Source organism: Gammaproteobacteria bacterium (genome assembly GCA_009845905.1).
In the GTDB taxonomy this organism is placed as follows: Bacteria; Pseudomonadota; Gammaproteobacteria; order Steroidobacterales; family Foliamicaceae; genus Foliamicus.
In genome coordinates, this window is the sequence record VXYS01000004.1 from 760,265 (window position 1) to 786,279 (window position 26,015).

Annotated in this window: 23 protein-coding genes and 1 riboswitch; of the genes, 3 read left to right on the top strand and 20 right to left on the bottom strand. The window is 66.9% G+C overall.

The window, feature by feature from the left end; all coding sequences use genetic code 11:
* Nucleotides 1–133 precede the first annotated feature (133 nt).
* The gene (locus F4036_04885) at nucleotides 134–994 is read left to right on the top strand and encodes a hypothetical protein (protein ID MYK37078.1); all 861 of its coding nucleotides are present in this window, start codon (nucleotides 134–136) and stop codon (nucleotides 992–994) included.
* A 25-nt stretch (nucleotides 995–1,019) separates the two neighbouring features.
* Here the strand turns inward: F4036_04885 and F4036_04890 are convergent, their stop codons facing one another.
* The 14 genes from F4036_04890 to F4036_04955 form a co-directional block, all read right to left on the bottom strand.
* On the bottom strand, nucleotides 1,020–1,820 hold the full coding sequence (locus tag F4036_04890) for a crotonase/enoyl-CoA hydratase family protein (protein MYK37079.1): 801 nt from the start codon (nucleotides 1,818–1,820) through the stop codon (nucleotides 1,020–1,022).
* Between the two features lie 133 nt (nucleotides 1,821–1,953).
* Nucleotides 1,954–3,243 (bottom strand): adenosylmethionine--8-amino-7-oxononanoate transaminase, encoded by a 1,290-nt coding sequence (bioA, locus tag F4036_04895; GenBank protein MYK37080.1) that lies wholly within the window; start codon nucleotides 3,241–3,243, stop codon nucleotides 1,954–1,956.
* Between the two features lie 8 nt (nucleotides 3,244–3,251).
* Nucleotides 3,252–3,884 carry a dethiobiotin synthase gene (gene bioD, locus F4036_04900; GenBank protein MYK37081.1) on the bottom strand — a complete coding sequence of 211 codons (633 nt, stop codon included), beginning with the start codon at nucleotides 3,882–3,884 and terminating at the stop codon, nucleotides 3,252–3,254.
* Between the two features lie 12 nt (nucleotides 3,885–3,896).
* The gene (locus tag F4036_04905) at nucleotides 3,897–4,445 is read right to left on the bottom strand and encodes a peroxiredoxin (GenBank protein ID MYK37082.1); all 549 of its coding nucleotides are present in this window, start codon (nucleotides 4,443–4,445) and stop codon (nucleotides 3,897–3,899) included.
* Nucleotides 4,446–4,509: 64 nt separating this feature from the next.
* On the bottom strand, nucleotides 4,510–5,646 hold the full coding sequence (locus tag F4036_04910) for an aminotransferase class I/II-fold pyridoxal phosphate-dependent enzyme (GenBank protein ID MYK37083.1): 1,137 nt from the start codon (nucleotides 5,644–5,646) through the stop codon (nucleotides 4,510–4,512).
* Nucleotides 5,643–6,614 (bottom strand): biotin synthase BioB, encoded by a 972-nt coding sequence (bioB, locus tag F4036_04915; GenBank protein MYK37084.1) that lies wholly within the window; start codon nucleotides 6,612–6,614, stop codon nucleotides 5,643–5,645. Before bioB ends, F4036_04910 begins: the two co-directional genes overlap by 4 nt.
* A gap of 17 nt (nucleotides 6,615–6,631) precedes the next feature.
* Nucleotides 6,632–8,200: a cation/acetate symporter ActP gene (gene actP / locus F4036_04920; GenBank protein ID MYK37085.1), complete on the bottom strand. Its 1,569-nt coding sequence runs from the start codon at nucleotides 8,198–8,200 to the stop codon at nucleotides 6,632–6,634.
* Nucleotides 8,190–8,594 (bottom strand): DUF485 domain-containing protein, encoded by a 405-nt coding sequence (locus F4036_04925; protein MYK37086.1) that lies wholly within the window; start codon nucleotides 8,592–8,594, stop codon nucleotides 8,190–8,192. Before F4036_04925 ends, actP begins: the two co-directional genes overlap by 11 nt.
* Nucleotides 8,575–9,024 carry a VOC family protein gene (locus tag F4036_04930; protein ID MYK37087.1) on the bottom strand — a complete coding sequence of 150 codons (450 nt, stop codon included), beginning with the start codon at nucleotides 9,022–9,024 and terminating at the stop codon, nucleotides 8,575–8,577. The genes F4036_04925 and F4036_04930 overlap by 20 nt, the downstream gene beginning before the upstream one ends.
* 3 nt (nucleotides 9,025–9,027) lie before the next feature.
* Complete coding sequence (locus tag F4036_04935; GenBank protein MYK37088.1) at nucleotides 9,028–10,524, bottom strand: aldehyde dehydrogenase; 1,497 nt, start codon at nucleotides 10,522–10,524, stop codon at nucleotides 9,028–9,030.
* A gap of 29 nt (nucleotides 10,525–10,553) precedes the next feature.
* Entirely contained in the window at nucleotides 10,554–11,381 is an 828-nt protein-coding gene (locus tag F4036_04940; protein MYK37089.1) for a phosphotransferase family protein, read from the bottom strand.
* On the bottom strand, nucleotides 11,339–11,899 hold the full coding sequence (locus F4036_04945; GenBank protein ID MYK37090.1) for a nicotinamide mononucleotide transporter: 561 nt from the start codon (nucleotides 11,897–11,899) through the stop codon (nucleotides 11,339–11,341). The genes F4036_04940 and F4036_04945 overlap by 43 nt, the downstream gene beginning before the upstream one ends.
* 20 nt (nucleotides 11,900–11,919) lie before the next feature.
* Nucleotides 11,920–12,189 carry a hypothetical protein gene (locus F4036_04950; protein MYK37091.1) on the bottom strand — a complete coding sequence of 90 codons (270 nt, stop codon included), beginning with the start codon at nucleotides 12,187–12,189 and terminating at the stop codon, nucleotides 11,920–11,922.
* Nucleotides 12,190–12,199: 10 nt separating this feature from the next.
* A complete protein-coding gene (locus F4036_04955) occupies nucleotides 12,200–14,323 on the bottom strand; it encodes a TonB-dependent receptor (protein MYK37092.1) in 2,124 nt (707 codons plus the stop codon).
* Nucleotides 14,312–14,415, bottom strand: a riboswitch (TPP riboswitch). It overlaps the preceding gene by 12 nt.
* A gap of 101 nt (nucleotides 14,416–14,516) precedes the next feature.
* Between F4036_04955 and F4036_04960 the strand changes: the two genes are divergently transcribed.
* Complete coding sequence (locus F4036_04960) at nucleotides 14,517–15,392, top strand: amidohydrolase (protein MYK37093.1); 876 nt, start codon at nucleotides 14,517–14,519, stop codon at nucleotides 15,390–15,392.
* 42 nt (nucleotides 15,393–15,434) lie between these two features.
* Here F4036_04960 and F4036_04965 read toward each other — a convergent pair whose 3' ends face one another.
* Complete coding sequence (locus tag F4036_04965; protein ID MYK37094.1) at nucleotides 15,435–16,718, bottom strand: bifunctional folylpolyglutamate synthase/dihydrofolate synthase; 1,284 nt, start codon at nucleotides 16,716–16,718, stop codon at nucleotides 15,435–15,437.
* A 368-nt stretch (nucleotides 16,719–17,086) separates the two neighbouring features.
* Here F4036_04965 and F4036_04970 point away from each other — a divergent pair, with 368 nt between their 5' ends.
* Nucleotides 17,087–17,776, top strand: coding sequence for an AhpC/TSA family protein (locus F4036_04970; GenBank protein MYK37095.1), 690 nt, complete (start codon nucleotides 17,087–17,089; stop codon nucleotides 17,774–17,776).
* Here F4036_04970 and pmbA read toward each other — a convergent pair.
* From pmbA to F4036_04995, 5 genes are all read right to left on the bottom strand, one after another.
* Nucleotides 17,756–19,075, bottom strand: a complete 1,320-nt coding sequence (pmbA, locus tag F4036_04975; protein MYK37096.1) for a metalloprotease PmbA — start codon at nucleotides 19,073–19,075, stop codon at nucleotides 17,756–17,758. The genes F4036_04970 and pmbA overlap by 21 nt on opposite strands.
* Nucleotides 19,062–19,526: a 5-(carboxyamino)imidazole ribonucleotide mutase gene (gene purE, locus F4036_04980; GenBank protein MYK37097.1), complete on the bottom strand. Its 465-nt coding sequence runs from the start codon at nucleotides 19,524–19,526 to the stop codon at nucleotides 19,062–19,064. Before purE ends, pmbA begins: the two co-directional genes overlap by 14 nt.
* 208 nt (nucleotides 19,527–19,734) lie before the next feature.
* On the bottom strand, nucleotides 19,735–21,210 hold the full coding sequence (gene tldD, locus F4036_04985; GenBank protein MYK37098.1) for a metalloprotease TldD: 1,476 nt from the start codon (nucleotides 21,208–21,210) through the stop codon (nucleotides 19,735–19,737).
* Nucleotides 21,207–22,034, bottom strand: a complete 828-nt coding sequence (locus tag F4036_04990; GenBank protein ID MYK37099.1) for a carbon-nitrogen hydrolase family protein — start codon at nucleotides 22,032–22,034, stop codon at nucleotides 21,207–21,209. The genes tldD and F4036_04990 overlap by 4 nt, the downstream gene beginning before the upstream one ends.
* Nucleotides 22,031–26,005: a hypothetical protein gene (locus F4036_04995; GenBank protein MYK37100.1), complete on the bottom strand. Its 3,975-nt coding sequence runs from the start codon at nucleotides 26,003–26,005 to the stop codon at nucleotides 22,031–22,033. The genes F4036_04990 and F4036_04995 overlap by 4 nt, the downstream gene beginning before the upstream one ends.
* Between the last annotated feature and the right edge of the window lie 10 nt (nucleotides 26,006–26,015).

Genomic DNA, 26,015 nt, shown 5'->3' on the forward strand with positions numbered 1-26,015 from the left:
CACTTTTGCGCGCGCGGCAACAGAGGGCGCTGCGCAATTCGAATGTTATGCGATAAGGAAACGGTATAACGTATCTGTCTATACGCCACGGATGCAGTGGGGTGTTGACTGCTTCCGTAGAATAGCCGCGCAGATGGACCCGACTGTTCTGCTTCTTGCGGTTTACTGCCCCGCGATCTTCGCTGCCGCGATTCTCGGCGGACGCCTGTCCGTCCTCGGCGCGCTGACGCACACCCGCACGCAGGTCATCATGAGCCTTGTTGCGGGCTTTATCCTGGGAATCGCCCTGTTTCACCTGCTCCCGCATGGCATGGAGCTGATGCCCGGCCCCGAGAAGATCGAGCACGGCATGCTCTGGACCGCGCTGGGCATCATTTTCATGGTCGCACTGCAGCGTATTTTCCGGTTTCACCAGCATGATTTCAGCAGCGAAGCGCAGGCCCTGCAGGATCGTCAGGCGCACGCTCCGGCCGCGATCGGCGCCAGCAGCGTGGCCGGAATCGCTTTCGGCCTTGCCATTCACACGATCACCGAGGGCGTCGCACTGGGGGCCAGCGTCCAGGAGAGCGTGCACACAACGGCGATCGGGGCGCTGCCGGGACTCGGCGTTTTCCTGGCCATCCTGCTGCACAAGCCCCTGGACGCCTACTCGATTCTCAGCGTCATGCGCTCGGCCGGCTACCGGCGCAGAACCCGCAACATCGTGAACGTCGCTTTTGCACTACTCTGCCCGGTGGTGGCTCTGGGCACTTTCTGGCTGGGCACTCAGTTGGCGCCCACGGGTGGAGGCGAGCTGGCAGCTTACGTGCTTTGTTTTGCCGCCGGCGCCTTCCTGTGTGTGGCGCTAAGCGACGTGTTGCCTGAAATTCACTTTCATACCCACGACCGTTTCAAGCTGATCATCGTCTTCCTGGTGGGTATCGGCCTCGCCTACGCGCTGCACTTCGTTGAGGCCGGTGCGTTACACGACCACGGCCACGGACACAGCCACTAGGCGCTTCGCGGTCTCCCGCAGGCGCTCATTCCCCCGTAAACCTGGGCGGGCGCTTTTCGAAAAACGCGGCCACCGCCTCGTCGTGGTCCCGGGTGCGCTGCAAAATTCCCTGCAGGTTCGCGGACATTTCCATGACCGACTCGAACCGGTCCTGCCTGCCGGCGCGCAATAGCTGCTTGGCCATCCGCAGCGCCACGGGCGGCTGCAGCGCGATTTCGCCGGCGAGTTCGCGAGCCCGCGGCAGCAACTCTCCGGGCGAGGTGACTTCGCTGACCAGCCCCCAGTCTTTCGCCGTTTCGGCATTGATGAGCTGCCCGGTAAGCAAAAGCTGCGCGGCGCGCGAATAGCCGATCAGATGCTGGAGGATCCATGCGCCTCCGTCGCCCGGAATCAGGCCCAGCTTGAGAAAGGTCTGCCCGAACAGCGCCTTCTCCGAGGCCAGGCGGATATCGGCCAGACAGGCCACGTCGTTGCCGAGGCCGATCGCGGGCCCGTTGACCGCCGCGATCAGCGGCACGTCCAGGTTCCACAGGGCGCGGATCATGCGGTGTATCTCGTTGCGATAGCTCTCGCGCAACTCCGCGGACCCGCCCTCGAACGCGCCGCTGCGGTCGCGCATGGCCTTGACGTCGCCGCCGGACGAGAATGCACGGCCCGCCCCCGTGAGGATCGCGCAACGCACTTCGGAATCCGCCTGAATTCGATCGGCCGCCTTCTCGAACAAGGCGCCGTCGCCGATGCGGCCCAGCAGGTTGCGCTCGTCAGGTCGATTGATCGTCAGCAGGGCCAGAGCCCCGTCCTTTTCGTACAACAGCTCTTCACTCATGGCAATTGTTTCCCGGAGCGTTAGCCTTTACGCGCTCCCATTGTGCCGGGAGTATAGGAGCCATGGATGGCGGATCAAGCCCCATGGATGGGTTTATGCGTCTCCCGGCACAATGGGAGCGCGTAAAGGCGGGCTATGCGTGCTCCAGGGAGACCGTTTCGCAGACGGCGGCGCAGAGGCGCCTCAGGTCCTGCACGGACATCACGTAGGCCGGCATCAGGTAAACCAGCCTGCCGAACGGCCGGGCCCATACGCCGCGCTCCACCAGGCGGCGCTGGATCTCCGCCACGTTAACCGGCTTGCGCATCTCGACCACGCCGATGGCGCCGAGCACGCGCACGTCCGCTACCTGGGCCAGGTCGCGGCAAGGCGCTAGGCCCCGGCGCAGTTCGCGTTCGACCCGCGCCACCCGCTTCCGCCACGGCGAGTCCATCAGCAGATCGATGCTTGCCGCAGCGATCGCGCAGGCCAGCGGATTGGCCATGAACGTAGGGCCGTGCATCAGCACGCCGGCGGCGCCGGGCGCGGCCGAGATCGTCTCGGCGACGTGCGGCCGCGCCAGCGTGGCCGCCAGGCTCAGGTAACCGCCGGTGAGCGCCTTGCCCACGCACATGATGTCGGGAACCACGCCGGCGTGATCGCAGCCGAACAGTTCGCCGCTGCGACCGAACCCGGTGGCGATCTCGTCGGCGATCAGCAGAAGCCCCAGACGATCGCACAGCTCGCGGGCGCCCTTGAGAAACTCGGGATGATAGAAGCGCATACCGCCGGCGCCCTGCACGATCGGTTCCAGGATCACCGCGGCGATCTCGTCGTTGTGCCCGTCCGCCAGGTCCTTCAGCGAATCCAGGTCGGACGGGTCCCAGGACTCGCCGAATCGAACGCCCGGCCTGTCGGCGAACAGCTGTTCGGAAACGACGCCGGAAAACAGGTGATGCATGCCGGTCACCGGATCGCAGACCGACATGGCCTGGAAAGTGTCGCCGTAATAGCCCCCCCGTATGGTCAGCAACCGCGTCCGGCTCTCCACCCCGCGAGCGCGCCAGTACTGCAGGGCCATCTTGATCGCCACCTCCACGGCCACCGACCCCGAATCGGAAAAAAAGACCCGGTCCAGGTCGCCCGGAGTCAGTTCGACCAGCCGTTGCGCCAGACGGATTGCAGGGGCGTGCGTGAGACCCCCGAACATCACATGCGGCATGCGCGATATCTGGTTGCGCGCCGCGCGGTTCAGCGCAGGGTGGTTGTAACCGTGGATTACCGACCACCACGACGACATCCCGTCGATCAGCTCCCGCCCGTCGGCCAGCGTCAGGCGCACGCCGCGGGCGGATGCCACCGGATAGACCGGCGTGGGATTCCGCATGGATTCGTAGGGATGCCAGAGGTGCCGCCGGTCGAAATCCAGGTCGGCAGCGGACAGGCGGTCGTTCACAGGTCGATTCTCGCCGCGTAGGTCTTTACCTGCCTGGGGCTTACCGGCTGGCGCAGCTTGGGAAGATCGAGCAGGCACTTCAATCCGGTTTCGCGGAGGATCACGCCGCGGGAATGGTCGTTCCGCTCGCCGTTGAATACGATGCCGGCCAGCGGCAGTTCACGCGAATTGAGTGCCTCCACCGTAAGCAGCGTGTGATTGATGCTGCCCAGGTAGTAGCTGGAAACAACCACCACCGGCAGGTTCCAGTATTTCAGAAGATCGACGTTGAGCAGGCCATCGGCCACCGGCACGAGCACGCCGCCGGCAGGTTCCACCACCAGCGGGCCTTCCACGTCCGGCATGCGCAGTCGCTCCTTGCGCAGGGTGACGCCCTCCTGGGCCGCCGCGGCGTCCGGCGCCATCGCCGCATGCAGGCTGTAGGCCTCGGGCAGGAAGCGGGCGCGGCTGAGCGTTACCAGCCGGCGAACCTCGTCGGTGTCCGTATGCACCAGGCCGCCGGCCTGTATCGGTTTCCAGTAGGCGGCCCCCAGGCGCTCCACGAAGAGCGCCGCCACCAGCGTCTTGCCGACGCCGGTGCCGATGCCCGCAATCGCAAATCGCACTGCGAGCCGCGCGGCCTGATGCAGCGCGCGACCCGGCTAGCGGCCGGCAGCGGATTCGGGTGCGGCTCGTTTCTCCACGCCCAGGCGTTCGAGGGTGGCGACAATGTCCTCGGCAGCCGTATCGGCATTGACGTTCCGATCGATTTCGAGAATCCGTCCGTCAGCGCCAATGTAGAACGTGTGGCGACTGGCGAAGCCGTAGGAACTCATTACCTGATAGGCTTCGGCCACTTCCTTCGACTCGTCGGAAAGGATCGGGAAGTCGGCGCCATACTTCTGTGCGAAAGCCGTGTTGTCCTCAATCGGGTCTATGCTGATCATGAAGTAGCTGACCTTGAACTGGCGGATCTTGTCGCCGTTCCTGGTCAAGGACTGGCATTCTCTTGTGCACCCGGGCGTATCGGCCTTTGGGAACCAGGCAAGCACCACGGCGCCGTCCCTGCGGAGCTCGGACAGGGAGTACTCGTTTCCATCAGAGCCCGGAAGGGTCCAGTCCGGCGCGGTGGAACCGGCATCAAGCGGGGCGGTAGTGGCAAAGGCTGCGCCGGCAAAGGCCAGCGCGCAAACAGCGAGAATGTTTTTCATGGGACGTTACCGGTGGTGGCTGCGGGCGGAAAATTATATCCACTTGCCCACGCTCCCAGGGCCGCTAACGCAGCGCTTCGTCCACGGCGCTGAACAGCAGGTCGATTTCCTCTCTGGTGTTGTATGCGTGCAGGCACACCCGGATTCGCTCCTCGCCCGCCGGAACGGTGGGCGCGCGAATCGGCAGCGCGGCAAGCCCGCGGCTGCGAACAATGCCGCCAACGCGCGTTATGCGCCGGGCGCCGGGAACGCGCAGGCACTGGATCCAGGACTCGCTCGGCAGCCATGGCTGCGCGGACTCCGCCACGCGCTCGCGAAAATAGGAGACGTTGCCCAGCAATTGCTCACGCTCCGCATTCAGTTCCGGAAGCAGTTCGTAAACGGTCCGCACGCTTGCCGCCCAGAGCGGCGAAACCCCCGTGGAGAATATGAACGAACGGGCGAAATTCACGAGGTAATCGCGCAGGTCCTTCGAACACAGCACGGCGCCGCCCTGCAGCCCCAACGCCTTGCCGAAAGTCACGACGCGGGCCAGCACCCGGTCCTGCAGCCCGGCGGCGACCGCGCCGCCGCGGCCCGCGGGCCCCAGCACGCCGTTGGCATGCGCCTCGTCCACCACGACCGCGGCATCATGTTCTTCGGCCAGATCCGCGATTTCCTCGAGCGGTGCAAAGTCGCCGTCCATCGAATAGACCGTGTCCACCGCCACCGCGGCGGTTTCCCCGGAATGCATTTCGCCCAGCCTGGCGTTGAGGTCGCGCATGTCGTTGTGCGCGAAGATCACCCGCTTCGCGCCGCTGAGGCGGCCCCCGTCGATAGCGCTGGCGTGAAGCAGGCGGTCGCAAATCAGCGTCTGCACCAGTCCGCCCAGGCTGGCAAGCAACCCGAGGTTGGCGGCGAAGCCGCTGGAAAAAACCAGCGCCGCCTCGGACGAATAGAAACCGGCAAGCCGGTCCTCCAGCGCCTCGATTTCCGGGTGGTTGCCCGAAATGAGCCGGGAACCCGTCGCTCCCTGGGGCGCGGCGCCATCGGCGGCGAGCGCGGCGATCCTTCGGCGCAGGCGCCGGTCCCGGGCCAGGCCCAGGTAGTCGTTGGAACAGAAGTCGATACCGCCGGGCGCCGTCTCCAGGCTGCGCAGCAAGCCGGCCTTTTCGCGCTCCCTGAGCGCCTCCCTTATGGCGCGCCGTATCGCAGCGCTCATGCAGCCGCGTGAGTATCCTGCTGCGTGTACGGTTCTCTGGGGGTGAGGCCCAGCAGCTCGAGCAACCCCTCGTCGCTGTCGAACGAGGGGTTCGGCGTGGTGAGCAGCTTTTCGCCGGTGAAGATCGAATTCGCGCCGGCCAGGAAACACAGGGCCTGCTGCTCGGCGCTCATGCGCGAGCGCCCGGCGGACAGGCGCACCATGGCCCTGGGCATGAGCAGGCGCGCACTCGCGATCATCCGGACCATTTCCCAGGTGGAGACCGGCGGGCAGTCCTCAAGGGGCGTTCCGGGCACGGGGACGAGCGCGTTGACCGGGACCGACTCCGGCGGGCTGGGCAGCGTGGCCAGCGTGTGCAGCAGGTCGATGCGCTGATCGACCGTTTCGCCCATCCCGATAATGCCGCCGCAGCACACCGACAGGCCGGCCTTGTGCACGTTGACCAGGGTCTCGAGGCGATCGTCATAGGTGCGCGTGCCGATGATCTCGGGGTAGAACTCGCGGCTGGAATCGAGGTTGTGGTTGTAGGCGTACAGGCCCGCTTCCTTGAGGCGCTCGGCCTGCGATTCGGTGAGCATGCCCAGCGTGCAGCAGACCTCGAGGCCCAGGTCGCGGACGCCGGACACCATTTCCAGCACCTCGTCGAAATGACGGTTGTCGCGCACTTCGCGCCAGGCGGCGCCCATGCAGAAGCGGGTGCTCCCCGCTTCCCTGGCTTCACGCGCGGCTTCCAGCACCGCGTCCAGATCCAGCAGGCCGTGCCGGTCGATACCGGTGTGGTATCGGGCCGCCTGCGGACAATAGGCGCAGTCCTCGGGGCAGCCGCCGGTCTTGACCGAAAGCAGCGTGCAGAGCTGCACCTCGCCCGGCGCATGATGCTCGCGGTGCACGGTCGCCGCCCTGTAGACCAGGTCCAGCAGCGGGGAATGGTAGATCGCCGCGACGTCCGCCCTTGTCAAGTCCGGCATGCTCGCCTCCTGGTGCACTAGTGCCGTATCACGGGTGTATCCCGCCGCCCAAGCACGGACGGCGCCAGCAATTCATCGTAACGCCGGCGCCCCAGCATCGCCTCGGGGCTGCGGTCTGCCAGCGATACTACAACGATTACCAGCGCCGCGGCCGGTATCGAGAACAGTCCGGGGTAAATCCACGGGAACGGCGCGTTCTCAAGACCAAGGGCGCCTTCCCAGACGGCCGGGCTCAGCGCCAGCAAGACCACCGAAACGACCATCCCCACCCAGCCTCCGAGGATCAGGCCGCGCGCGCTCGCGCCGCGCCAGAACAGCGCCGCGACCAGCGCCGGCGTATTCACGCTGGCGGCCACGGTAAAGGCGAGCGCGGTCAGGTAGGCGACGTTCTGTCCCTGAAACTGTATTCCCAGCGCCACGGCCAGCACGCCCAGCGCCACAACGCTGATCCGCGAGGCCCGGACCTCGGTACGGTCGTCGACGCGGCCGCGCTTGTAGACCCCGCTGTAGAGATCGTGCGCCAGCGCCGCGGCGGCCGCCAGCACCAGTCCGCAAACCACCGCCAGGAGCGTCGCGAATGCCACCGAAGCCATGAATCCCAAGAGCACGTTGCCGCCGATGATTCGCGCCGCGTGCATGATCGCCATATTGGTGCTGCCGATCATGCCTCCCTGCTCGTCCAGGATTTCCGTGTTCCCGGCCAGCAGCACGACGATGCCGAGCCCGGTAATCCAGAGCAGCAGCGAAAAAGTCACGATGTAGCCCGTGGCGAAGACCGCGGACCGGCGCGCCTGCCGGGCGTCGGGCACCGTAAAGAAGCGCATCAGCAGATGCGGCAGACCGACCATGCCGACGATGCCGGTCAGGACGAACGCAAAGATCGAGATCCTGTCCGGCAGGAATTGTCCCGGGCTCAGCCAGTCCTCGCCCCGCTGATGGACGCGCGCCGCCGACTCCAGCAGCGATAACGGGCCCTCGCCCAGATTAAGCATGAGCAGGGCGAGCAGCACCAGGATCGAGAACATGAGCAGCACGGCCTTGGTCATCTGCACCCAGGTGGTCGCCAGCATGCCGCCGACGCTTACGTAGAGCACGGTCAGGCCGCCCACCATGGCGACGGCCCAGGGATACGGAATGCCGAACAGCACCTCGAACAGCGCCCCGCCCGCCACCATCTGCGAAATGAGGTACAGGACCGCGGCCACCAGCGTCCCGGTGGCGGCCAGCACACGGATCGAGGCCTCGCGGAAACGCGCCGACAGCACGTCCACGAACGTGTAGCTGCCCAGGTTCCGCAGCCGTTCCGCGAGCAGGCACATCAACAGCGGATAGCCGACCGCCCCGCCCGTCATGTAGATCAGGCCGTCGTATCCGTCCGTATAGATCACGGCGGTCACTCCCAGCAGCGTTCCGGCCGAGAGGTGGTCCCCGGCGATCGCCAGCCCGTTGCTGAAGCCGCCCACCGAGTGCGAAGCCGCGTAGAACTCCGAGGACGAACGCGTGCGCCGTCCCGCCTGCCAGGTGATCAGCAGCGACGCCCCGAGGATCAGGACGAACGTGAGGATGGACGTGGCGTTAGGCGCCATCGGAGTTGTTCCACCCGTGACGCTCCCTGACCCTGGCGCGCAAGGGCGTCAGCCGGCGCGTGCTGAGCGCCGCATAGGTGGCCGTGGCGGCAAACCAGCCGAGCAGGCCCAGCACGTTCCAGACCAGCCCGACGGTGATCCAGCGTCCGGGCACGAGGCGGATGTCGAGCACCTCCGGCCAGAAGGCCATCGTCACGCCCAGACTGACGTAGAACGCCACCACGCTGCCGGCGATGGTGAACGCGTAGCGCCGCTGGAGGCGGCGCAGCCGGATGAAGTCCGGATCCTGAGCGAGTTTCGCTACGGTATTCAACGCTACCCCGGGAGAGAGGGCGTCTCGCCCTCCGGGAGGTCGGGACGACCTCGCTCCCAGACTACGATTGCAGGATGCAATAGAGCACGATCAGGTGGCCGTCGTGATCGAGCATGCCGATCTCGCGCCCCACGCGGCCGTCGTGCGTGCGCAGCGTTTCCTCCGGAAAAACGTGCAGGCCTTCGGCGCGCGCGGCCTCCAGAACGCCATCGATATCGTCCACCTCCAGGACCAGCGCGTGGCTGCTGGGCAGGTTGGGCTCGGGTAGTTCCACGCCCTTGATCTCGGTCAGCGCCAGGCTGCGCACCTGGTCTTTGGAACTGAGCGCGGCAAACCCCGTGGTGGCTTCGCGTGGAATCTGAAATACCACGAATGAGTATGACTCCGGGCGATGTCCCAGCGTGAAATCCAGCTTGAAGCCCAGGATGTCCCGGTAGACGCGGTACGCGCGCTCCAGGTCGGCAACGACGAGGTTGGTGCGTTGCACCCGCACCGGAAGGTCACTGGTCATCTGTCATTCTCCCATCTTGAGCATCGGAAATTCGGTGAGCGGAATGCTCACGGTCTTGGGTTCGGTAAAGAACTCCAGGCTCCCCCTGGCGCCGTCGCGGCCGATGCCGGACTGCTTGTAACCGCCGAAGGGCGCCCTCAATTCGCGATAGATCGGCGTGTTCACCCAGATCGTGCCGGCGCGAAGCTCGCGCGCCGCGCGCATCGTCACGTTGAGGTCCTGCGACCAGAGGTAGGCCACCAGGCCGAACTCCGAGTCGTTGGCGATCCGCAGGGCCTCGTCCAGGTCCTCGTAGACCAGGAAAGTCGCGAACGGGCCGAAGATCTCTTCCTGGCAGATGCGCGCCGAGTTGTCCTCGGCCAGGACCGCCGTCGGCTCCACGAACCAGCCCTGCTCCATGCCCTTGGGCCGGCCGCCGCCGGTCAGCAGCTTGGCGCCTTCCTCGCGCGCCAGGCTCGCGTAACCCAGCACCCGGTTCATGTGGCTCTCGTAGCACAGCGGTCCGATTTCGGTTTCCGCCTCAAGCGGGTCGCCGATGCGCAGCTTGCGGGAGCGCTCCACGAAACGCTCGATGAACTCGTCGGCAATCGATTTCTGCACCAGGATGCGCGAGCCCGCCAGGCACTGCTGGCCGTTGCCGGAGTAGATGCCGATCAGCGAGCCGTCCAGAGCGCGGTCGAGGTCGGCGCTCTCGTGAATAATGTTGGCGGACTTGCCGCCCAGTTCCAGCAGCACCGGCTTGAGCGACTTGCCGGCCTCGGACATGATGATCTTTCCGGTTTCGGATCCGCCGGTGAAGCCCACCATGTCCACTTCGGGGTGCGTCACCAGCGCCGTGCCGGTCACCGGTCCGCGTCCGTTCACGAGATTCACTACGCCGGGCGGCAGCCCGGCCTCGTGAAAGATCTCGACCATCCGCTCCATCGAGTGCGGGGTGTATTCGGACGGTTTCAGCACGCAGGTATTGCCGAAGGCGATGCAGGTGGCCACCCGCATCGAAGCCAGCGGTATAGGCGCGTTCCACGGCGCCATCATGGCGCCCACGCCCACCGGCTCGCGGGTCACGTAGGTCAGGTAGTTGGGGTTCTGCGTATAGACCTCGCCCGATTCCTGGCTCAGGACCTCGCCGAAGAACTCGAAGTTGTAGGCGGCGCGCGCCACGTGCATGGCGCGGACCTGGGTGATCGGCACGCCGGTGTTGAGACTGTCGAGAAACTCCAGTTCGTCGCGGTGCCTGTGCAGCGCCTCGTGCATGGAGCGGAAGATCGCCTTTCTCTCGTCGGCGCCCATGCGCGGCCAGGGGCCGGTCTCGAAAGCCCTGCGCGCGGAGTTCACGGCCGCATCCACTTCCTGGGCGTCCGCCTCCCTCAGGACCCCGTTCGGCTCCTCGCTGGCCGGATTGATGATGGGAAAGTCCACCCCGCTTCGCGAAGCGCCCACCGGCTCGCCGTCGATGATGCTGGTGACGCGTTCGCGTACGTCAAATGCCACGTCGTTCATGGCGGGCGAGCATAAAGAATCGGCGGCGGCTAATCAATCTGCGCGACCGCCCTCACGGCGGCTTCCCACAGCAGACGCACGTTTCCGTAGCCCTCCACCAGGTGCGTCAGGCCGCGCCAATCGGACGGGTGAACGTGGCCCCTGGCCACGCCCAGGAGCGCGCGGCCCTGCCCCATGTCGAGATCGTGATGACCGACCACGACGGCGAGGTCGAAGAGCGGATCTCCTGGGGCGGCGAACTCCCAGTCGATCAGGCGCAATGCCGGTCCGTTCAGAATGTTCTGCGCGACCGGGTCGTTGTGGCACAGCGCCGGCTTCCTCCGGTGCCCGGCGGCCGCCTTCAGGGAACGGCAGGCTGCACGCGCCGTTGTTCGCGCCCGGACACCTCCGACGAGCGACGCGTAGTGGTGCACGGAACGGGCCAGGTCGAGCGGCGCAACGTTCGGCGGTGGTGGAACGGTCTCGTGCAGGCGCCGAAGTGTCGTTCCCAGATGGCGCAAGAGCCGCGGATTGCGCAGGCCGCCGGGCGTGCAGGCGCGGCCCGGCAGCCAGCGGGTCACGAGCAGGCCTCCGGGAAGATCGGCGAAAACGAGATCAGGGCCGAGTCCCCGGCCCTGGATCGCTTGCAGGGCGCCGAGTTCGGCGGTCCGATCCAGCCGGAGCAGGCGAACGGCAGGCGTATCGAAGCGAACTACAAACCGCTCCTCGCCCCGCGCGGCCAGCCACGTCTCGTTCCATCCCCCGCCCCCGGAAAGCCGGCGAATGTATCCGAGGCGCCCGAGTCCGGGGATTTCCGGGGGCAGCCGTGCGGAGTTCAAGTCGGCAGGGCCTTGCGCCAGGAACGGTAGCCCACCCATGCCAATACAAGGTAGCTGGCGAAAAGCACGGCGGTGAAATAAAGGCCGCGCTCCAGGTACAGGGCCACGTAAATCGAGTCCAGGGCCATCCACCAGATCCAGTTGCCGATGTACTTGCGCGCCTGCATGAAGGTGGCCAGCGGCGCCGCCAGCGCGGTGACCACGTCGATGAAGAACAGCGAGGATTCACTGTATTGCGCGCCGAAGATCGCGATCGGTATCGAGACCGCCAGCAGCGCGGCCACCGCGATCAGGTTGTTGCGCCAGCCCCAGTAGCCCAGCGTCGCCGGGTTCTTCGCTCCCCTGCGCCACTTGCGGTAGCCGTACACGGCCATGACCATGTAGAAGACCTGCAGCCAGGGCTGGAAGATCAGGCCGGCGTCGAGAAAAACCACCACGAACAGCCCGGAAGCGATGTACGACGCCAGCCAGCAGGAGATATGGCGACGTATGGCCAGGGTCACGTAGACGAAGCCGAGCGCCACGCCCACGATCTCCAGGATCGTCATCAGTTCCATGCGGAATCAGGCGCCGGCAGCTAGAGCTGCGGGGGTGAAGAGATCGGCAGGTCGGCGTTCAGGTACTTGGCTACCAACACCACCCGGTCGCCGGATTCCATGACCGCCTTCATGCAGGCGTCCACGGCCCGTTGCACGTCCTCCAGTTCGCCGCGAAGCTGGGTGCTCATCTGGTTGGTGAGCACCTCGACGCCGGGCTGCTCGCGCAACTCTCGGATAAACCCCGTAATGCGCTCGATCGGCTGCTCGCTGGCCAGCGGGTAAAGGCTGAGTTCGGCGGTGATGCGCATGGTCCGTTCCTCAAAACCGGCGACGTATCGTAACGCCGAAATGCCGCGGATCGCCCTGCTGGCGGAACTCCTGCTCGGGCCAGTCCGGAGGCACGTTCGAGAAGTAAAAACCGCGGATCGCGTAATACTCGTCCAGCAGGTTGCGCGCCCAGGCGAACGCCTCCCAGCCATTCCAGGCCCGCCCGGCGCGCAGGTTCAACAGCGTGTACGCCTCCGACTTGCGGTCGTGGCTGTTGGAAAAATAGAAGCCGTCCGTGCCGGTCAGTTCGCCGCCTGCGAACCAGCCTTGGGGATGGCGCCACAGCGCGCCGAGCGCATAACCGTAGCCCGGCGCGTGAGGCTGCTCGCGGCCCTCAAGTTCGGGACGGCCCGGATAGCGGGTGATTTCCGTGTCCAGCAATCCCAGGGCCGCGCTCATGCGCCACGCGTCGCCGGGCCGGTACTCCAGCGTCAACTCGACACCGCGGTTGACTCCGCGCCCGACGTTCCGTGTATAGAACAGGAAGGTGTTCGGGTCCTGGGGGTCCACCTGCCGGGACGTGTCCACCTGCACGTCCACGCGCTGCGAATGGAACACGGCCAGTTCGCCGCGCAGGCGCCCGTCCAGCCACAGGCCCTTGGCGCCGATCTCATAGTTCCAGAGGAATTCCGGCTCGTACAGCAGTTCATCGCTGGTCAGTCCCCGGCCCCCCAGGCCCAGGTTGAACCCGCCGGCCTTGTAGCCGCGCGCAATCCGCGCATAAACGTTCGTGTCCTCGCCGAAGGGTCGCGACAAACTCAAATGGCCGCCCAGCATGTCGTCCGACGCTGAAAACAGCTCGCCGTTCGAATCGGCGTAGTCGGCTTCGCGCCGTTCCCAGCGCAGGCCCGCCGTTACAAGCCATGGGTCCGCGAACGCGCGCGACAGCTCGCCGAACAGCGCCAGGCTGTCGGCACCGTAGCCGGAATCGAACCGGTCCTCGCTGGGTCCGGGCGCGTAGCCCGGCTCCGCGTACAGGCCCGTGTCCAGGCGGTCATTGTCTTCCTCGAGGTTCATGAACCAGACGCCCAGCACATAGCCCGTCTCGCGTTCCGCCGGCGACAGCAGGCGCAGTTCCTGGCTGAAGCCCGAGCGCTCGCGCAAGGTGCGCGAAGTGTAGTCGTAGCGCATTTCAAAGCCGGCGATCTCGGACCAGTAGCCGTCCTCTCCCCAGTCCGCGTCGTAGCTGTGCTCGATGTCCGAACTCGCCGCTCCCGTAACGCTCACGAGGCTGTGCCCGCCGGTAAGCTCCAGGTCGGCGCGCAGCGACGCGCCGGTGGACGCCTGCGAATCGCGCCCCGGCCGGTCCGACCAGGTGGTCAGTTCGTTGTCGATGGACCAGCCGTCGTAGCCGTTGTCCAGGTCGATATGGAGCAGCGTCAGCTTCAACGCCAGTTCCGGCGAGGGCTCGTAGTTGAGCCGTGCCCTCAAGCTCAACTCCTGCCTGCCATTGGTGTCGTGGCGATCAAGCGTGTCGTTGCGCCGGAAACCGTTGGCCCGGTACTGATGCGCCGAAAAACGCCCGGCGGCCGCCGGGCCCAGCGGGCCGCTCAACGCCAGCCCCGCAGCGCGCATGTCGTCATTGCCCAGCGAAATCTCGGCCTCCGCCTCCCGCTCGCGGGACGGCTCCCTGGAGCGCGCGTAGATCAGGCCCGCCAGCGCATTGGCGCCGTAGCGCGTGCCCTGGGGGCCCCGCAATATCTCGACGCTGCCCAGATCGAAACGCGTGGCCACTCCGCCCAGGGCCGAGAAGTCGATGTCATCGAGAAGAAATCCCACCGAAGGGTTCGGCGCGCCCTCGTACTGAGAACGCTCGCCGATGCCGCGCACCTGGAAATAGCGGGCCCGCGAAGATCCGCCGGCCCAGTGCAGGTTGGGCGTGAGCAGGGCCAACTCCTCGAAATGCTGCACCGCCGAACTGCGGATGACCTGTGCATCCAGCACCGTGACGCTGGAGGGCAGGTCCAGGCTCCGCACTTCCTTCAGCGACGCCGTGACCACCACCTCCTCCAGCGGGCCCGTAGCCGAATCCTGCGCGGATTCCTGCGCGAGAGCCGCGGTCGCCAGAAAGGCGGTTGCCGAAAGAAAAAAACTGCGCGAATTGAAATGCCGCATACCTCGTTCCTCCGCCGGTACTAACCGGATCAGGTTCAAGGGGTTCCCCTCAACAAGGGTCTCAGGCCGGAATGCCGCCCCCCAGGTAAGTCGCAAGTATAAGGCGAACCACCTGGCGGGCCGTTATGCAAGCGCCGCCCACGATTCGCGGCGGTTGAAGGATAATTGCCGCCGAACGAGCGGAGCGGATGGTATGAGCAAGCCCAAGCACGATTACCGGGCGATCGACGCGGTCGTCAATATCTGGACGCCGGAGGCGCTGTCGCACCGGCCCGGCTGGCAGGGCGATTTCTTCGTCGGCAAGATGAAGGCCGAGAGCCCGCTCATGGCGGGCCTTTCGCTGGAGCAGATGATCGAGCGGCTGGACGCCGCCGGAATCGAGCGGGCGTTCCTGATCGCCCCGCGAACCGGCCAGGTGGGCCTGCCCGGCTGTTATCACCTGCCCTACGAGGTGGTCGCCCGCGCCTGCGAAGAGCATCCCGACCGCTTCTCGGGACTTGCCGGCATCGACCCCACCCAGGGCATGGAAGGCGTGCGGATGTTCGAGGACGCCGTGAAGAACATGGGCTTCATCGGCGCGCACCTCTACCCGCACTGGTTCGAGCTGGCGCCCGACCACGCGCGCTACTACCCGTACTACGCCAAGTGCTGCGAACTGGACGTGCCCATACAGATGCAGGTGGGCCAGTCGATGATCTACGCCAAGGACGCGCCGCGTCGCAGCGTGGGCCGCCCAATCGCATTGGACGCCGTGGCCTGCGACTTCCCGGAACTGAAGCTGATCGGCATCCACGTGGGCATTCCCTGGCACGAGGAGATGATCGCCATGTCGTGGAAGCACGACAACGTGTTCATCGGCTGCGACGCGCACCGGCCGAAGTACTGGCCGGACAGCTTCCGCCACTACATCAATTCATTCGGCCAGGACAAGGTCATCTTCGGCACCGACTTCCCGGTGCTGGACTTCGAGCGCACGGTGGACGACATCGACGCGCTGGACCTCCGCCCGCATGCTCGGCGCAAACTGATGCGCGACAACGTCCTGCGCATCTACGGCCTGGACGCCTGACCCCGGGTAGCGACCCTGGGAGCGAGGGCGTCCCGCCCTCGTCTAACACTGCCGCAGCAGCCAGCCGCGCGCCGGCCCGGCAGTATTGAACGACCCGGTTACGACCACCCGGCCGCCCGCTTCCACCAACCGCGACGCCTGCTCGCAGGCTTCCGGCACCGATTCGCAGCGCCGCAGCTTCGCATGCGGCCGTACTGCCACCACCCGGGCCAGCTCTTCCGGAGAACAGGCCCTCGGCCATTCCGCCCGGGTAACGATTACCTGATCGTCCGCATTCATCGGCAGAACCTGCATGAATCCGGCGATGTCCTTGTCGCCGTGCATGCCCAGAACCCAGATTGCCGGGCGCGGCGGCAGGGCGTTGAGGCTCTGGGCCAGGCACGCGCCGGCATCGGGATTGTGCGCCACATCCAGCACCCATTCCGCGCCCGCATACTCCATGCGCTCGAACCGCCCCGGCAAGCGGCCGGCCTTCAGGATCGCCGAATAATCGTGAACTTCGGGTACCCAATCGACATCGAGGGTCTCCAGCACCGCAAGGGCCAGGCTGGCGTTCGGCAGCTCCGTCGAGTTGGCGGGATCGGCAACCGCCAGTCCGGAGCGGCGGATGGTCCGCCCGCGCCAGTCCCAGCGCTCGCCATGACGCTCGTAGTCGAAATCCGCGCCTGCCTGGTACAGCGGCGCCTCAAGTTCCGCCGCGCGGGCGGCGATCGGCGCGGGCGCAAGCCCCGCTCCGTAAAACGCGGGACGCCCGGCACGGAGAATGCCCGCCTTTTCGGCCGCCACCGAATCCAGCGTGTCGCCCAGCCAGTCCTGGTGGTCCATCGCGATCCGCGTGATCACGCTCACGTCCGGGTCAATCGCGTTGACGGCGTCCAGCCTGCCGCCCAGCCCCACCTCCAGCACCCAGACCTCACAGCCCTCCCGGTCGAAAAGGCTGAAGGCCGCCAGCGTGAGGAACTCGAACTCGGTGAGCCGGATATCGCCTCGCGCAGCCTCCACCCGCTCGAATTCGCGGCTCAGGCTCTCCGGGTCGGCGTGGGAGCCGCCTATCTGGACCCGTTCCCCGAAGTCCTGCAGGTAGGGCGAAAGATACATGGCGGTGCGCAGCCCGCCCCGCAAGCGCAGCGCCGCATCGATCAGCGCCGCCGTGCTGCCCTTGCCGTTGGTGCCCCCCACGGTCACCACGCGGCCGGGAGGCGGCTTGAGGTCCAGCTTGCCGATCACTTCCGCAATCCGCTCAAGCCCCAGGTCGATCTCGCTGGGGTGCAGACGGGCCGCATGGCGCAGCCACTCGTCCAGACGCTTCGGGGCCGCGTTCGCCATGGCCGCGAATTAAGGCTTATATACCCTAGTAACGCATCCCAATTCTCTTTCGAACTGGCCTGCCCTGCTGAAAGCAGCCGTTAGCGAGTATCCGTATCACCGTTATATTCGTCGCCAGCATGAACGACCTCGATCCCCGTTGGTTCGCCGTCAACTGGCTCTGCCATCGCTTGCGGGTTCACCGGTATGGAAAAACCCGGGCCCGTGCAACCCACCCCTGACAAGACCAAGGATGAAATAAGCAACCCGTAGATTACCTTCATTGGCGAGATACTCTGCATGATTCATTTCCTCCCAAAAGAGCGCGATTCTATTCTACGGCTTTGAAAGGCCGGCGAGTTCGCTCTGACAGCTCCTGGCGCACTACAATGCGCCGACTATTCCGGAGCCACGATATGCGCAATCAACCTTCATCCATTCTTCCTGCCCTTTGCCTCGCCCTGGCGTTCGCCGCGCCCGCATCACACGCCGAATTCGCCGCCAGCGCCGAAGAAACGCAACCCGTGCCCGCCGGTGTCGCGGCGCCTTCGTTCACCGCCCGCAACGCGGACGGCAGCGACTTCGTTTTCGATCCCTCGTCGCTGGACCGCCCGGCCATGCTGATCTTCTACCGCGGCGGATGGTGCCCGTACTGCAATCGCCACCTGGCGGAATTGCGGCACGTCGTGCCCGAGCTGGAGCAGCGCGGGATGGACGTCTATTTCCTGAGCGCCGACAGTCCCGCCAACCTCGCCTCGGCGCTGCACGGCGACGCCGAGGGCCTGGACTACACGCTCCTGTCCGACGCAAGGATGGGCGCCGCCCAAGCCTTCGGCCTCGCGTTCCGCGTGTCCGACGATTACTACCAACAGGCGAAGGAATACGGCCTGGATCTCGAAGAGGCTTCCGGCGAGACCCACCATGCCCTGCCGGTGCCCGCCGTATACGTCATCGACGCCGCCGGCATGATCCGCTTCGCGCACTCCGAGCCCGACTACACCCAGCGCCTGGGCAACGACGAACTCCGCGCCGCCGTGGACGGCTTGCTGGAAGGCGGTTCAGGCGCCGGCGATGCTTAGGTCTTCGATGAGGATCGAACCGGTGTAGATGCCGCCGCGCCGGTCCACGTCGGTACCGATGGCGGCGATATTGCGGAACATGTCCTTCAGGTTGCCGGCCACGGTGATCTCGTGGACGGCGTGCTGGACGGCGCCGCCGCGCACCCAGTATCCGGCCGCGCCGCGCGAATAGTCGCCGGTCACGGTGTTGGCGCCCTGCCCCATCATTTCGGTCACCACCACGCCCTCGCCCATTTCCGCCAGCAGCTCCTCGTACGACTGGCCGGTGCTTTCGAGAAACAGATTATGGGCGCCGCCGGCGTTCCCCGTGGTCGCCATGCCGAGCTTGCGCGCCGAGTAGCTGCCCAGGAAGTAACCCTTCAGCACGCCGCCGCAGATCAGGTCGCGGTCGGCGGTCGCCACGCCCTCGCCGTCGTAGGCGCGACTGGCCAGACCGCGCGGGATGTGCGGACGTTCGTTCAGGTTGACGCAGTCCGCGAAAACCTGCTTGTCCAGACTGTCGAGCAAAAAGCTGGCGCGGTTGTAGAGCGCCCGGCCGCTCACCGCAGCGCAGAAGTGTCCGACCAGGCTGCGGGCGACGCGTGGCGCGAACAGCACCGGCGCCTTCGTGCTGCCGATCTTGCGCGCTCCCAGGCGCCGGATCGTCCTTTCGGCGGCGCTCTCCCCCACTTCCTTCGCCGGAGTCAGCTCCTCGGGCGCCCGGGCCACGCTGAAATCGTAGTCGCGTTCCATCTGACCGTCCTGCTCGCCCAGCACGACACAGGACAGCGAGTGGCTGCTCGACCGGCCGCATTGCAGAAACCCGTGCGAGTTCCCGTACGCGAAGGCGGATTCGCCGGTATCGACGCCGGCGCCCTCCGAGTTGCTGATCCGCGGGTCCGCGTCCAGCGCGGCGGCTTCGCACTCCAGCGCCAGGTCCATGGCCTGCTCCGCTTCCAGGTCCCAGGGGTGGTGCAGGTCGAGGCCGGGGAACTCCGTGGCCATGCGATCCGCGTCGGCAAGGCCCGCGTACTCGTCCTCGGCGGCGAACCGGGCCAGGCTCAGGGCCTTGTCGACGGTTTCGCGAACGGCCCCGGATGACAGGTCGGAAGTGCTGGCCGAACCTCGCCGCTTTCCCTGGTAAACGGTCACGCCCAGCGAATGGTCCTGGTGGCTTTCCAGCGTTTCCACCTCGCGCATCCGCACGCGCAGGGTCAGTCCCGTGTTGTTGGAGGCGGAGGCTTCCGCCTGGCTGGCGCCCCGTTTGCGGGCGTAGCTCAGGGCATCGGCCACCCGCTCGCTGAGTTCATTGGGTGACATCGGCGCCCCGGACCGCTTCCGCCGTCTGCGCGGCCCGAAAGGCCTTGAGCGCGTCGCGCACGTCGGCGTCGCTCAGGGCCAGTATGGCGGCTGCCATCAGGGCGGCATTCACGGCGCCGTGACGGCCGACTCCCAGCGTTCCCACCGGCACGCCGGCCGGCATCTGGGCCATGGACAGCATGGCGTCGGCGCCCCCGAAGGCGGCGGTCGCCATCGGAACGCCGAGCACCGGGAGCGACGTGAGTGCCGCCACCGTCCCCGGAAGGGCCGCGGCCAGGCCGGCGCCGGCGATGACCACCTTGATCCCGCGGTCCTCGGCCTCGTCGCAGTAGTCGGCCAGTTGCCTGGGGGCGCGGTGCGCGGACAGCGCCCGCGCTTCCCAGACTATGCCCAGCGAATCCAGCGTGTTGGCCGCGTTCTCCATGATTTTCCAGTCCGAACGCGAACCCATGAGAATGGCTACTTGTGTCATCTGATGTTCCTGGTTGGTTAGTAAACCTTGTGCTCCCTCGCACATCTATTGCGTCCCTTCTCGCGTGAGACGCATTCGTCATCCATGACGCTTGACGAGAGGCATCCTGCCTTCGACACTCCCGCGAGAAGGGACGCAATAGATGCGCTTGAGCTGGCGTGGCACAGGGGCCGGCGGCAAGCCGGGATCATGCGGTGCCTCCGACGGTGATGCCGTCCACGCGGATGGTGGGCATGCCGACGCCCACGGGCACGGTCTGCCCGTCCTTGCCGCATACGCCCACGCCGGGATCCAGCGCCAGGTCGCTGCCGACCATCGACACGCGCGTCAGCACCGTGGGACCGTCGCCGATCAGCGTTGCGTCGCGCAACGGAGCACCCAGCCTGCCGTTCTCGATTCGATAGGCCTCGCTGGCCGAGAAGACGAACTTTCCGGACGTGATGTCCACCTGCCCGCCTCCGAAGTTCTTTGCATACACGCCCTTCTTCACCGAGCGGATGATCTCTTCGGGATCATGCGGGCCCGGCATCATGAAGGTGTTGGTCATGCGCGGCATCGGCAGGTGCGCGTATGACTCGCGGCGGCCGTTGCCGGTGGGCTTCACGCCCATCAGGCCGGCATTCAGGCGATCCTGCATATAGCCCGCCAGCACGCCGTTCTCGATCAGCACCGTGCGGCCGGTGGGCGTGCCTTCGTCGTCGATCTCCAGCGACCCGCGGCGGCCCGGCATGCTGCCGTCGTCCACCACCGTGCACTGGTCCGTGGCGACCGCTTCACCGATGCGGCCGGCAAAGGCGGACACGCCCTTGCGGTTGAAGTCGCCCTCCAGGCCGTGGCCGACCGCTTCGTGCAACAGCACGCCCGGCCAACCCGGTCCCAGCACGACGATTTCCTCGCCGGCGGGCGCGGGCCTGGCGTCCAGGTTGACCACCGCCTGGCGCACGGCCTCGCGCGCGTATTCGCCGGCCGAATCGGCCGCGACCAGGTCGGCCAGCGGCAGTCGCCCGCCCCAGCCGGCAACCCCGTGGCGGACTTCTCCGTTCTGCTCCAGCAATACCGTCACGCCCAGCCGCACCAGCGGGCGATCGTCGGCCGCCAGCCGGCCGTCGGACGAACACACCAGCATCAGGTTGCGGGCGACGGACAGGCTGGCGATCACCTGCCGCACCCGCGTGTCCGCGGCGCGGGCCTCGCGGTCCAGGGCGTGCAGCAGTTCCACCTTGGACGTATCGGAGTAACCGTCGCCGGGATCGCCGGCGGCGTAGAGGCGCCGGCTTGCGCCTTCGCGGCGCAGCTCGATCCGCCCCCGGCCGCCGCCGCGGGCAATCGCGCCGGCCGTGTTGGCTGCGCGCAACAGGGTCGCGGGGTCCAGGTCGTCGGAATAGGCGAAGCCGGACTTTTCTCCGCTCACGGCCCGGGCGCTCATGCCGCGCCCGCGGTCGTGGCTGGCGGTCTTGACGATGCCGTCTTCCAGCACCCAGGATTCGCTGGAATACTCCGAGAAATACAGGTCGCCCCAGTCCACGCCGGGCCGCAGCAGCGCGCCGAGGGCCCGGTCAAGCTGACTGTCGCCGAGATCCGCCGATTCCAGCAGGCTGCCGCGGGCCAGCGCCAGGGCCTGCTGCTGCACCTCGAAGGTGGAAGGATCGGGAATCCTGTTCATGAACGGCCCGACGCCAGCCGGCGATGATCGAGCGCGGGAAAGCCGCTGCGCAGCCGGTCGAGCTTGTCCAGCGCCACGTCATGGCAGAGCACGCCGTCGCCCGCCTTGCGCTCCGCCACGACCTGGCCCCAGGGCTCGACCAGCATCGAGTGCCCGTAGCTCTTGCGCCCGCCGGGATGGCTTCCATGCTGCGCCGACGCCAGCATGTAGCAAAGGTTTTCGACGGCCCGGGCGCGAATCAGCACGTGCCAGTGCGCTTCTCCGGTCGGGCGGGTAAAGGCGGCCGGAAGGGCAATCATCTCGGCGCCCTGCTCGCTCATGGCGCGAAACAGCTCGGGGAAGCGAAGGTCGTAGCACACCGCCAGTCCCAGCCGGCCGAACGGCGTTTCCGCCACGACCGGTTCGCCGCCCGCCGTGGTCGTCGCGGACTCGCGGTACGACTCCTTGCGCCCGGGCAGGGACACGTCGAACAGATGCATCTTGTCGTAGCGCGCCGCCAGCGTCCCGGAACCGTCGAACAGGCAGCAGGCCGATGCAGGGCGGCGCGGTTCCTCCGCGGACATGGGAATGGTTCCGGCAACGATCCACATCCCCAGCCGTTGCGCCTGCCCGGCCGCGAATTCCTGCCACGGCCCGTCGCCCGGGCTCTCGGCATGCTCCGCGCGCATGCGCTCGGCGTCCCGGGACATCAGCGCGAAGTTCTCCGGCAGCACGGCCAGCGCCGCGCCCTGGCCGGCGGCCCGTTCGAGCAAAGCCGCCGCGCGCTTGAGGTTGGCGCCGGGCTCGTCGCCCGAACACATCTGTATGACCGCAACCTTGCTCATGGCGCACCCGGGCCGGTACCGGCAGCCGGTTCGTCCGCTACGGCGTCCGGACTGTCCGAATCGTCAGCCTGCTGCGGCATGACCTCCTCCTGCGCCTGGCTCAGCAGCGCATCCCAATCCACTTCAGGCATGTCGGTCAATTGTTCCTCCAGATATCGGGCGCAGTCGTCAAACGCGCCCAGATCAATTTCCTCTCGCAGCACCTGCTCAACCAGCGGCTCGTCCCAGCTGCCGCCGACCCGGTAATAATTTGCCGAGATCGCCTGCAGAGGCTCGCGGAAGGCCTGCGAGAGCAACAGCATCGTTGCGCCCAGGCCGGTCCCGCCCACTATCACGCCGCCCAGCGAAAGCAGATCCGGCAGATTGGGGGATACTACGGCAACCTGGTCGTAACTGCGATCCTGCAGGCCGGTGCGGCCGAACAGCGCGAGGCCGGCAACCGCGCCCTGCAGGCCCACATTGCAGGTGTAAGCCTGCCCTTCGCGAAGGCTGAAATCTCCCGCCAGCCGGTCGAAGGGCAGTCCCTCCTCCGTCACTTCGCGGAAATCGAGCGCCAGGCGGCGCGGCAGGCGGGCCAGGCTGAGCACGCCCAGCATCCGACCGCCGCCGGGATCCAGGGCGGCCACTTCGCCCACCTCCACCTCCACGCCGACCGTTCCGTTGGACCGTGCGAGAAAGTCCCCCGAAGGCGGCCCTTCCCAGCTCGCGGAAAGGGTCATCTGACCCCGGTCGCCGGAAATGCCGCGCGCGTAGCCCAGCTGTTCCAGGGCCGCGGCCACGTCGGAGCTCTCCAGGACCATGTCGAGCCGACCCAGCTGTTCCGCGCCTTCCTCGTCCGTGACCAGCCAGGCCGCGCTGCCCTGCGACGAGAAGGCCGGCGATTCGGTCCGAAACCAGTTCACCGCCAGTCCGCCCGCGGTCTTCTCGTAACGGGCCCGCACCTCGCCCAAGCGCATCCGTCCGATGGAAAGATCGCTCAACATCACCTTGCCGGCCGGCAGGCTGCGCGGGTTCGCCGGCGGTTGCGGCTCCGGGTCCGGCAGCGTCAGCCTCAACCGGTTCAGGTCCGCCAGCAACTGTCCGTTTCCGGACCCCGCGCGCGGCCAGAACAGGCGCCCGTCGGCGAAATCACCCTGAAGCTCCACCTGCCATCCGTCGGAGCGGGGACGCACGCGGATCGACTGGTCCTTGAGCGTGCTTCCCATCGTATAGACCTCGCCCGCGGTCAGGTCCAGCGTCCAGGGCAGGTCAAGCGAACCGGCTTCGGATCCCAGCACCTCGGCCCATAGGGCGGGACGCAGCCAGTCGATGCGGCCGTCCACCAGCAGTCCCGGGCCTTCCGGCAGGCGCGGCAAGGAATCGCCGAAGTGCAGACGCCCGCGGCTGATCCGCCATCCCTCGCCGGCGTCGGCGAACTCCAGGGCGACGCCCGGCCCCAGGCCCAGCCTTCCCGTCAGGCGCGGCAGGTCCCCGGAGCCCCATAGAAGCTCCAGCCGCGTGGGCCCGGGTTCATCCGCCGGCTTGTTCATCGGGTACGGCAAGGCACTGCCCAGTCCGGCCAGATCGGTTTCCAGGAGCACCCGCACGGGACGCGAAAGGCCCGCCTGCATCTCGGGCACCAGCACGCTGCCGTCCCACGCGAACTGCCCATCGAGCCGGTCCAGCGCGCAGCAGTCAAACAGTTCTTCCAGCGCTTCCGCGGTCGCCGATCCGTCCAGGTCCAGCCGATACCCGTAGCCGGCCATTCCGGCGGGGGCCCTGTTCACGTCGATCAGCAGCGGCTGATCGAGAAAACGTCCCTGCAACTCGCGTGCGCGCACTCCGGCGCGGGTAAAGCGAATGCTGCCCCTGAGGTTGGTGACCGCGGGTATCAGTTCGCTCAGCTTCAATTCTCCGCCGCCGAGTTCGGTTTCGGTGAAAATTTCCCAGGCGCTCCGGTCCGCGATAGGCAGCCTGAACTCCACGCGGGTTCCGGCCTCCCCGGAGGCCTCGGCATTCAGCAGCATGGGATGAATCCGATCGGCCATCGGAATGCGCGCGAGTCCGGCGATCAGCGCCGGCAGGGGATCGTCGCTTTCGCCGTTCACCTCCACCACCGGACTCACCAGGTCGCGGACATCGGTGCGCACGTCCCGCCAGCGCACGCCTGCCAGCTCGCCCGCCGCGTCGAGAATGACCAGGGCGGATCCGTTCAGCACCAGCTGGCCCGACAGGTCCGCCACGTCGGGCCACGCCTCGTGCACCGTCAGCACGCCGTCGCTCAGGGCCATCTCCACCCGCATGACCGCGCCGCCGAACGGAAATGAATCGAGCGGTCCGCTGAGTTGCATGTTCCACCCGTCGGCGCGGCCGGCGTGAAGGGCCCGGCTCAGCCAGCCAAACGGAAGTCCGCGCGTGTTTTTCCAGGGAAGGAGCGCGAGCGCGGCCGGCAGGTCCTCGATACGATCGCCGCCGCCGCTCAGGTCGAGCACGGGAGAGCTGCCGCCCTCGGGCAGGGACAGGGAGAAACGGCCGGCGAAGTCCATCCCGTCGGCGCCCATTCTCAGGTTGTTGCCCTCGATCGACCAGTTCTCCGGTCCGGTCCTCCAGCTCAATTCCGCCTGCGCCCCGGTCAGATCGACCGCCCCCTCCAGCCAGGAAGCGGCGAAGTCGCCGGCGCCGGAAATCGAGAGATCGGCATTGCCCGCGCCGGATTCGTGCCGCAGGCTGCCGTCAACTCCCGCCAGCGTCAGGCCGCGTTCCGGCCATTGCAGGGACAACCCGGAAAACCCGGCGCGTATTTCCGGCGGAAACGGATCCCCGGACTCCCAACTCAGGCTCAGATCGCTGACATCGCCGGCAACCGGCACCAGAGCAGGCGCCACTCCGGCTGCTTCGGCGATTCCCAGCAGTGGCGGAATCGCGTCCTCGAGTCGCACAAAGCCCGCCTCCAGTTGCAACGCGGCGAGTTCTCCGCCGCTTGCCAGCGTCCAGCTTGCACTGATCTCGGTGGCCCGCCAGTCCTCCCCGTTTCGCGCCGCCTCAAGCCGCGCGGCAGTCAACTCGGCCGCGTTTCCCCGTCGTTGCCATTCGAACTGGCCCGCAAGGCGGTCAAAAACATGGTCGGCAGGCCCGCCCCCAACCCACAGGTCCGCAAAGTCGAGTTCGCCGAAAAGCTGTTCGATTTCGGCGCCGTCGAGGTCCACGAAGACGTTGAAATCGCCGGAGCCGATCAACGGCAGTCCGGCCGCTTCGGTGATCAGTTCCCGTACCCTCGCCAGGTTTACGGACCGGCCCTCCAGGTGCAGCCGCCAGGGCCCGGTGGGCAGAAATGCGCGGGTCCACTGCGCAAGCTCGATGTCCGCACCCAACCCCAGCCAGTCGCCGTATTCCTCCGGCAGCACCAGGCGTCCGTCGAGCACGATCCGGCCGTCGGCTATGGTCACCGACAGCCGTTCCAGCCACAGGTTCTCGCGCACGCTCCGCGCCGGTTCCTCGAAATCGATCCACACGTCGCGCAGTTGCAGTTCGGGCGGGGCAAAAGCCAGCAGGCGCGCCGGACCGCCCGGATAGTAGGCGGGATCGCGTCCCTGCACGGAGAAGGTCTCCGTGCCCAGCCGCCTGAGCGACAGACGGGCGCCGACGATCGACATGCGGTCCAAGTTGAGGCCCGGTCCGGGCAGCAGCGTCAGGAGATTGATTCCCACCAGGATCTCGTCGGCCAGCAACAACGGACCGCCGCCGCGCTCGGACATGACCCGCACCCCGCGCAGACGGAATTCGGGGCCGGTAAAGCCCCAAGACGGTTCGATCCGGGCGAACTCCACCGGATAGCCCAGGGCGTCGCTGGTCCACTCGGCGATCTCCTCCTGGAACGTCGGCACGAGGGGCATCAGCACGCGCAGCACGCCCAGCAACAGGGCCACGAACAGCAATGCCACGCAAACGGCGCCGACCAGCCGGCGCAGGGCCTTCTTCAGCGGGTCGGGCATGTGCCGCCGG

What these genes read in the sequence shown, in the direction of transcription:
- F4036_04885 (MYK37078.1), top strand. Translation starts at nt 134, where the DNA reads ATGGACCCGACTGTTCTGCTTCTTGCGGTTTACTGCCCCGCGATCTTC.
- F4036_04890 (MYK37079.1), bottom strand. Translation starts at nt 1,820, where the DNA reads ATGAGTGAAGAGCTGTTGTACGAAAAGGACGGGGCTCTGGCCCTGCTG.
- F4036_04905 (MYK37082.1), bottom strand. Translation starts at nt 4,445, where the DNA reads ATGAAAAACATTCTCGCTGTTTGCGCGCTGGCCTTTGCCGGCGCAGCC.
- F4036_04910 (MYK37083.1), bottom strand. Translation starts at nt 5,646, where the DNA reads ATGAGCGCTGCGATACGGCGCGCCATAAGGGAGGCGCTCAGGGAGCGC.
- bioB (MYK37084.1), bottom strand. Translation starts at nt 6,614, where the DNA reads ATGCCGGACTTGACAAGGGCGGACGTCGCGGCGATCTACCATTCCCCG.
- actP (MYK37085.1), bottom strand. Translation starts at nt 8,200, where the DNA reads ATGGCGCCTAACGCCACGTCCATCCTCACGTTCGTCCTGATCCTCGGG.
- F4036_04930 (MYK37087.1), bottom strand. Translation starts at nt 9,024, where the DNA reads ATGACCAGTGACCTTCCGGTGCGGGTGCAACGCACCAACCTCGTCGTT.
- F4036_04935 (MYK37088.1), bottom strand. Translation starts at nt 10,524, where the DNA reads ATGAACGACGTGGCATTTGACGTACGCGAACGCGTCACCAGCATCATC.
- F4036_04940 (MYK37089.1), bottom strand. Translation starts at nt 11,381, where the DNA reads ATGGGTGGGCTACCGTTCCTGGCGCAAGGCCCTGCCGACTTGAACTCC.
- F4036_04945 (MYK37090.1), bottom strand. Translation starts at nt 11,899, where the DNA reads ATGGAACTGATGACGATCCTGGAGATCGTGGGCGTGGCGCTCGGCTTC.
- F4036_04950 (MYK37091.1), bottom strand. Translation starts at nt 12,189, where the DNA reads ATGCGCATCACCGCCGAACTCAGCCTTTACCCGCTGGCCAGCGAGCAG.
- F4036_04955 (MYK37092.1), bottom strand. Translation starts at nt 14,323, where the DNA reads ATGCGGCATTTCAATTCGCGCAGTTTTTTTCTTTCGGCAACCGCCTTT.
- F4036_04960 (MYK37093.1), top strand. Translation starts at nt 14,517, where the DNA reads ATGAGCAAGCCCAAGCACGATTACCGGGCGATCGACGCGGTCGTCAAT.
- F4036_04965 (MYK37094.1), bottom strand. Translation starts at nt 16,718, where the DNA reads ATGGCGAACGCGGCCCCGAAGCGTCTGGACGAGTGGCTGCGCCATGCG.
- F4036_04970 (MYK37095.1), top strand. Translation starts at nt 17,087, where the DNA reads ATGCGCCGACTATTCCGGAGCCACGATATGCGCAATCAACCTTCATCC.
- pmbA (MYK37096.1), bottom strand. Translation starts at nt 19,075, where the DNA reads ATGTCACCCAATGAACTCAGCGAGCGGGTGGCCGATGCCCTGAGCTAC.
- purE (MYK37097.1), bottom strand. Translation starts at nt 19,526, where the DNA reads ATGGGTTCGCGTTCGGACTGGAAAATCATGGAGAACGCGGCCAACACG.
- tldD (MYK37098.1), bottom strand. Translation starts at nt 21,210, where the DNA reads ATGAACAGGATTCCCGATCCTTCCACCTTCGAGGTGCAGCAGCAGGCC.
- F4036_04990 (MYK37099.1), bottom strand. Translation starts at nt 22,034, where the DNA reads ATGAGCAAGGTTGCGGTCATACAGATGTGTTCGGGCGACGAGCCCGGC.
- F4036_04995 (MYK37100.1), bottom strand. Translation starts at nt 26,005, where the DNA reads ATGCCCGACCCGCTGAAGAAGGCCCTGCGCCGGCTGGTCGGCGCCGTT.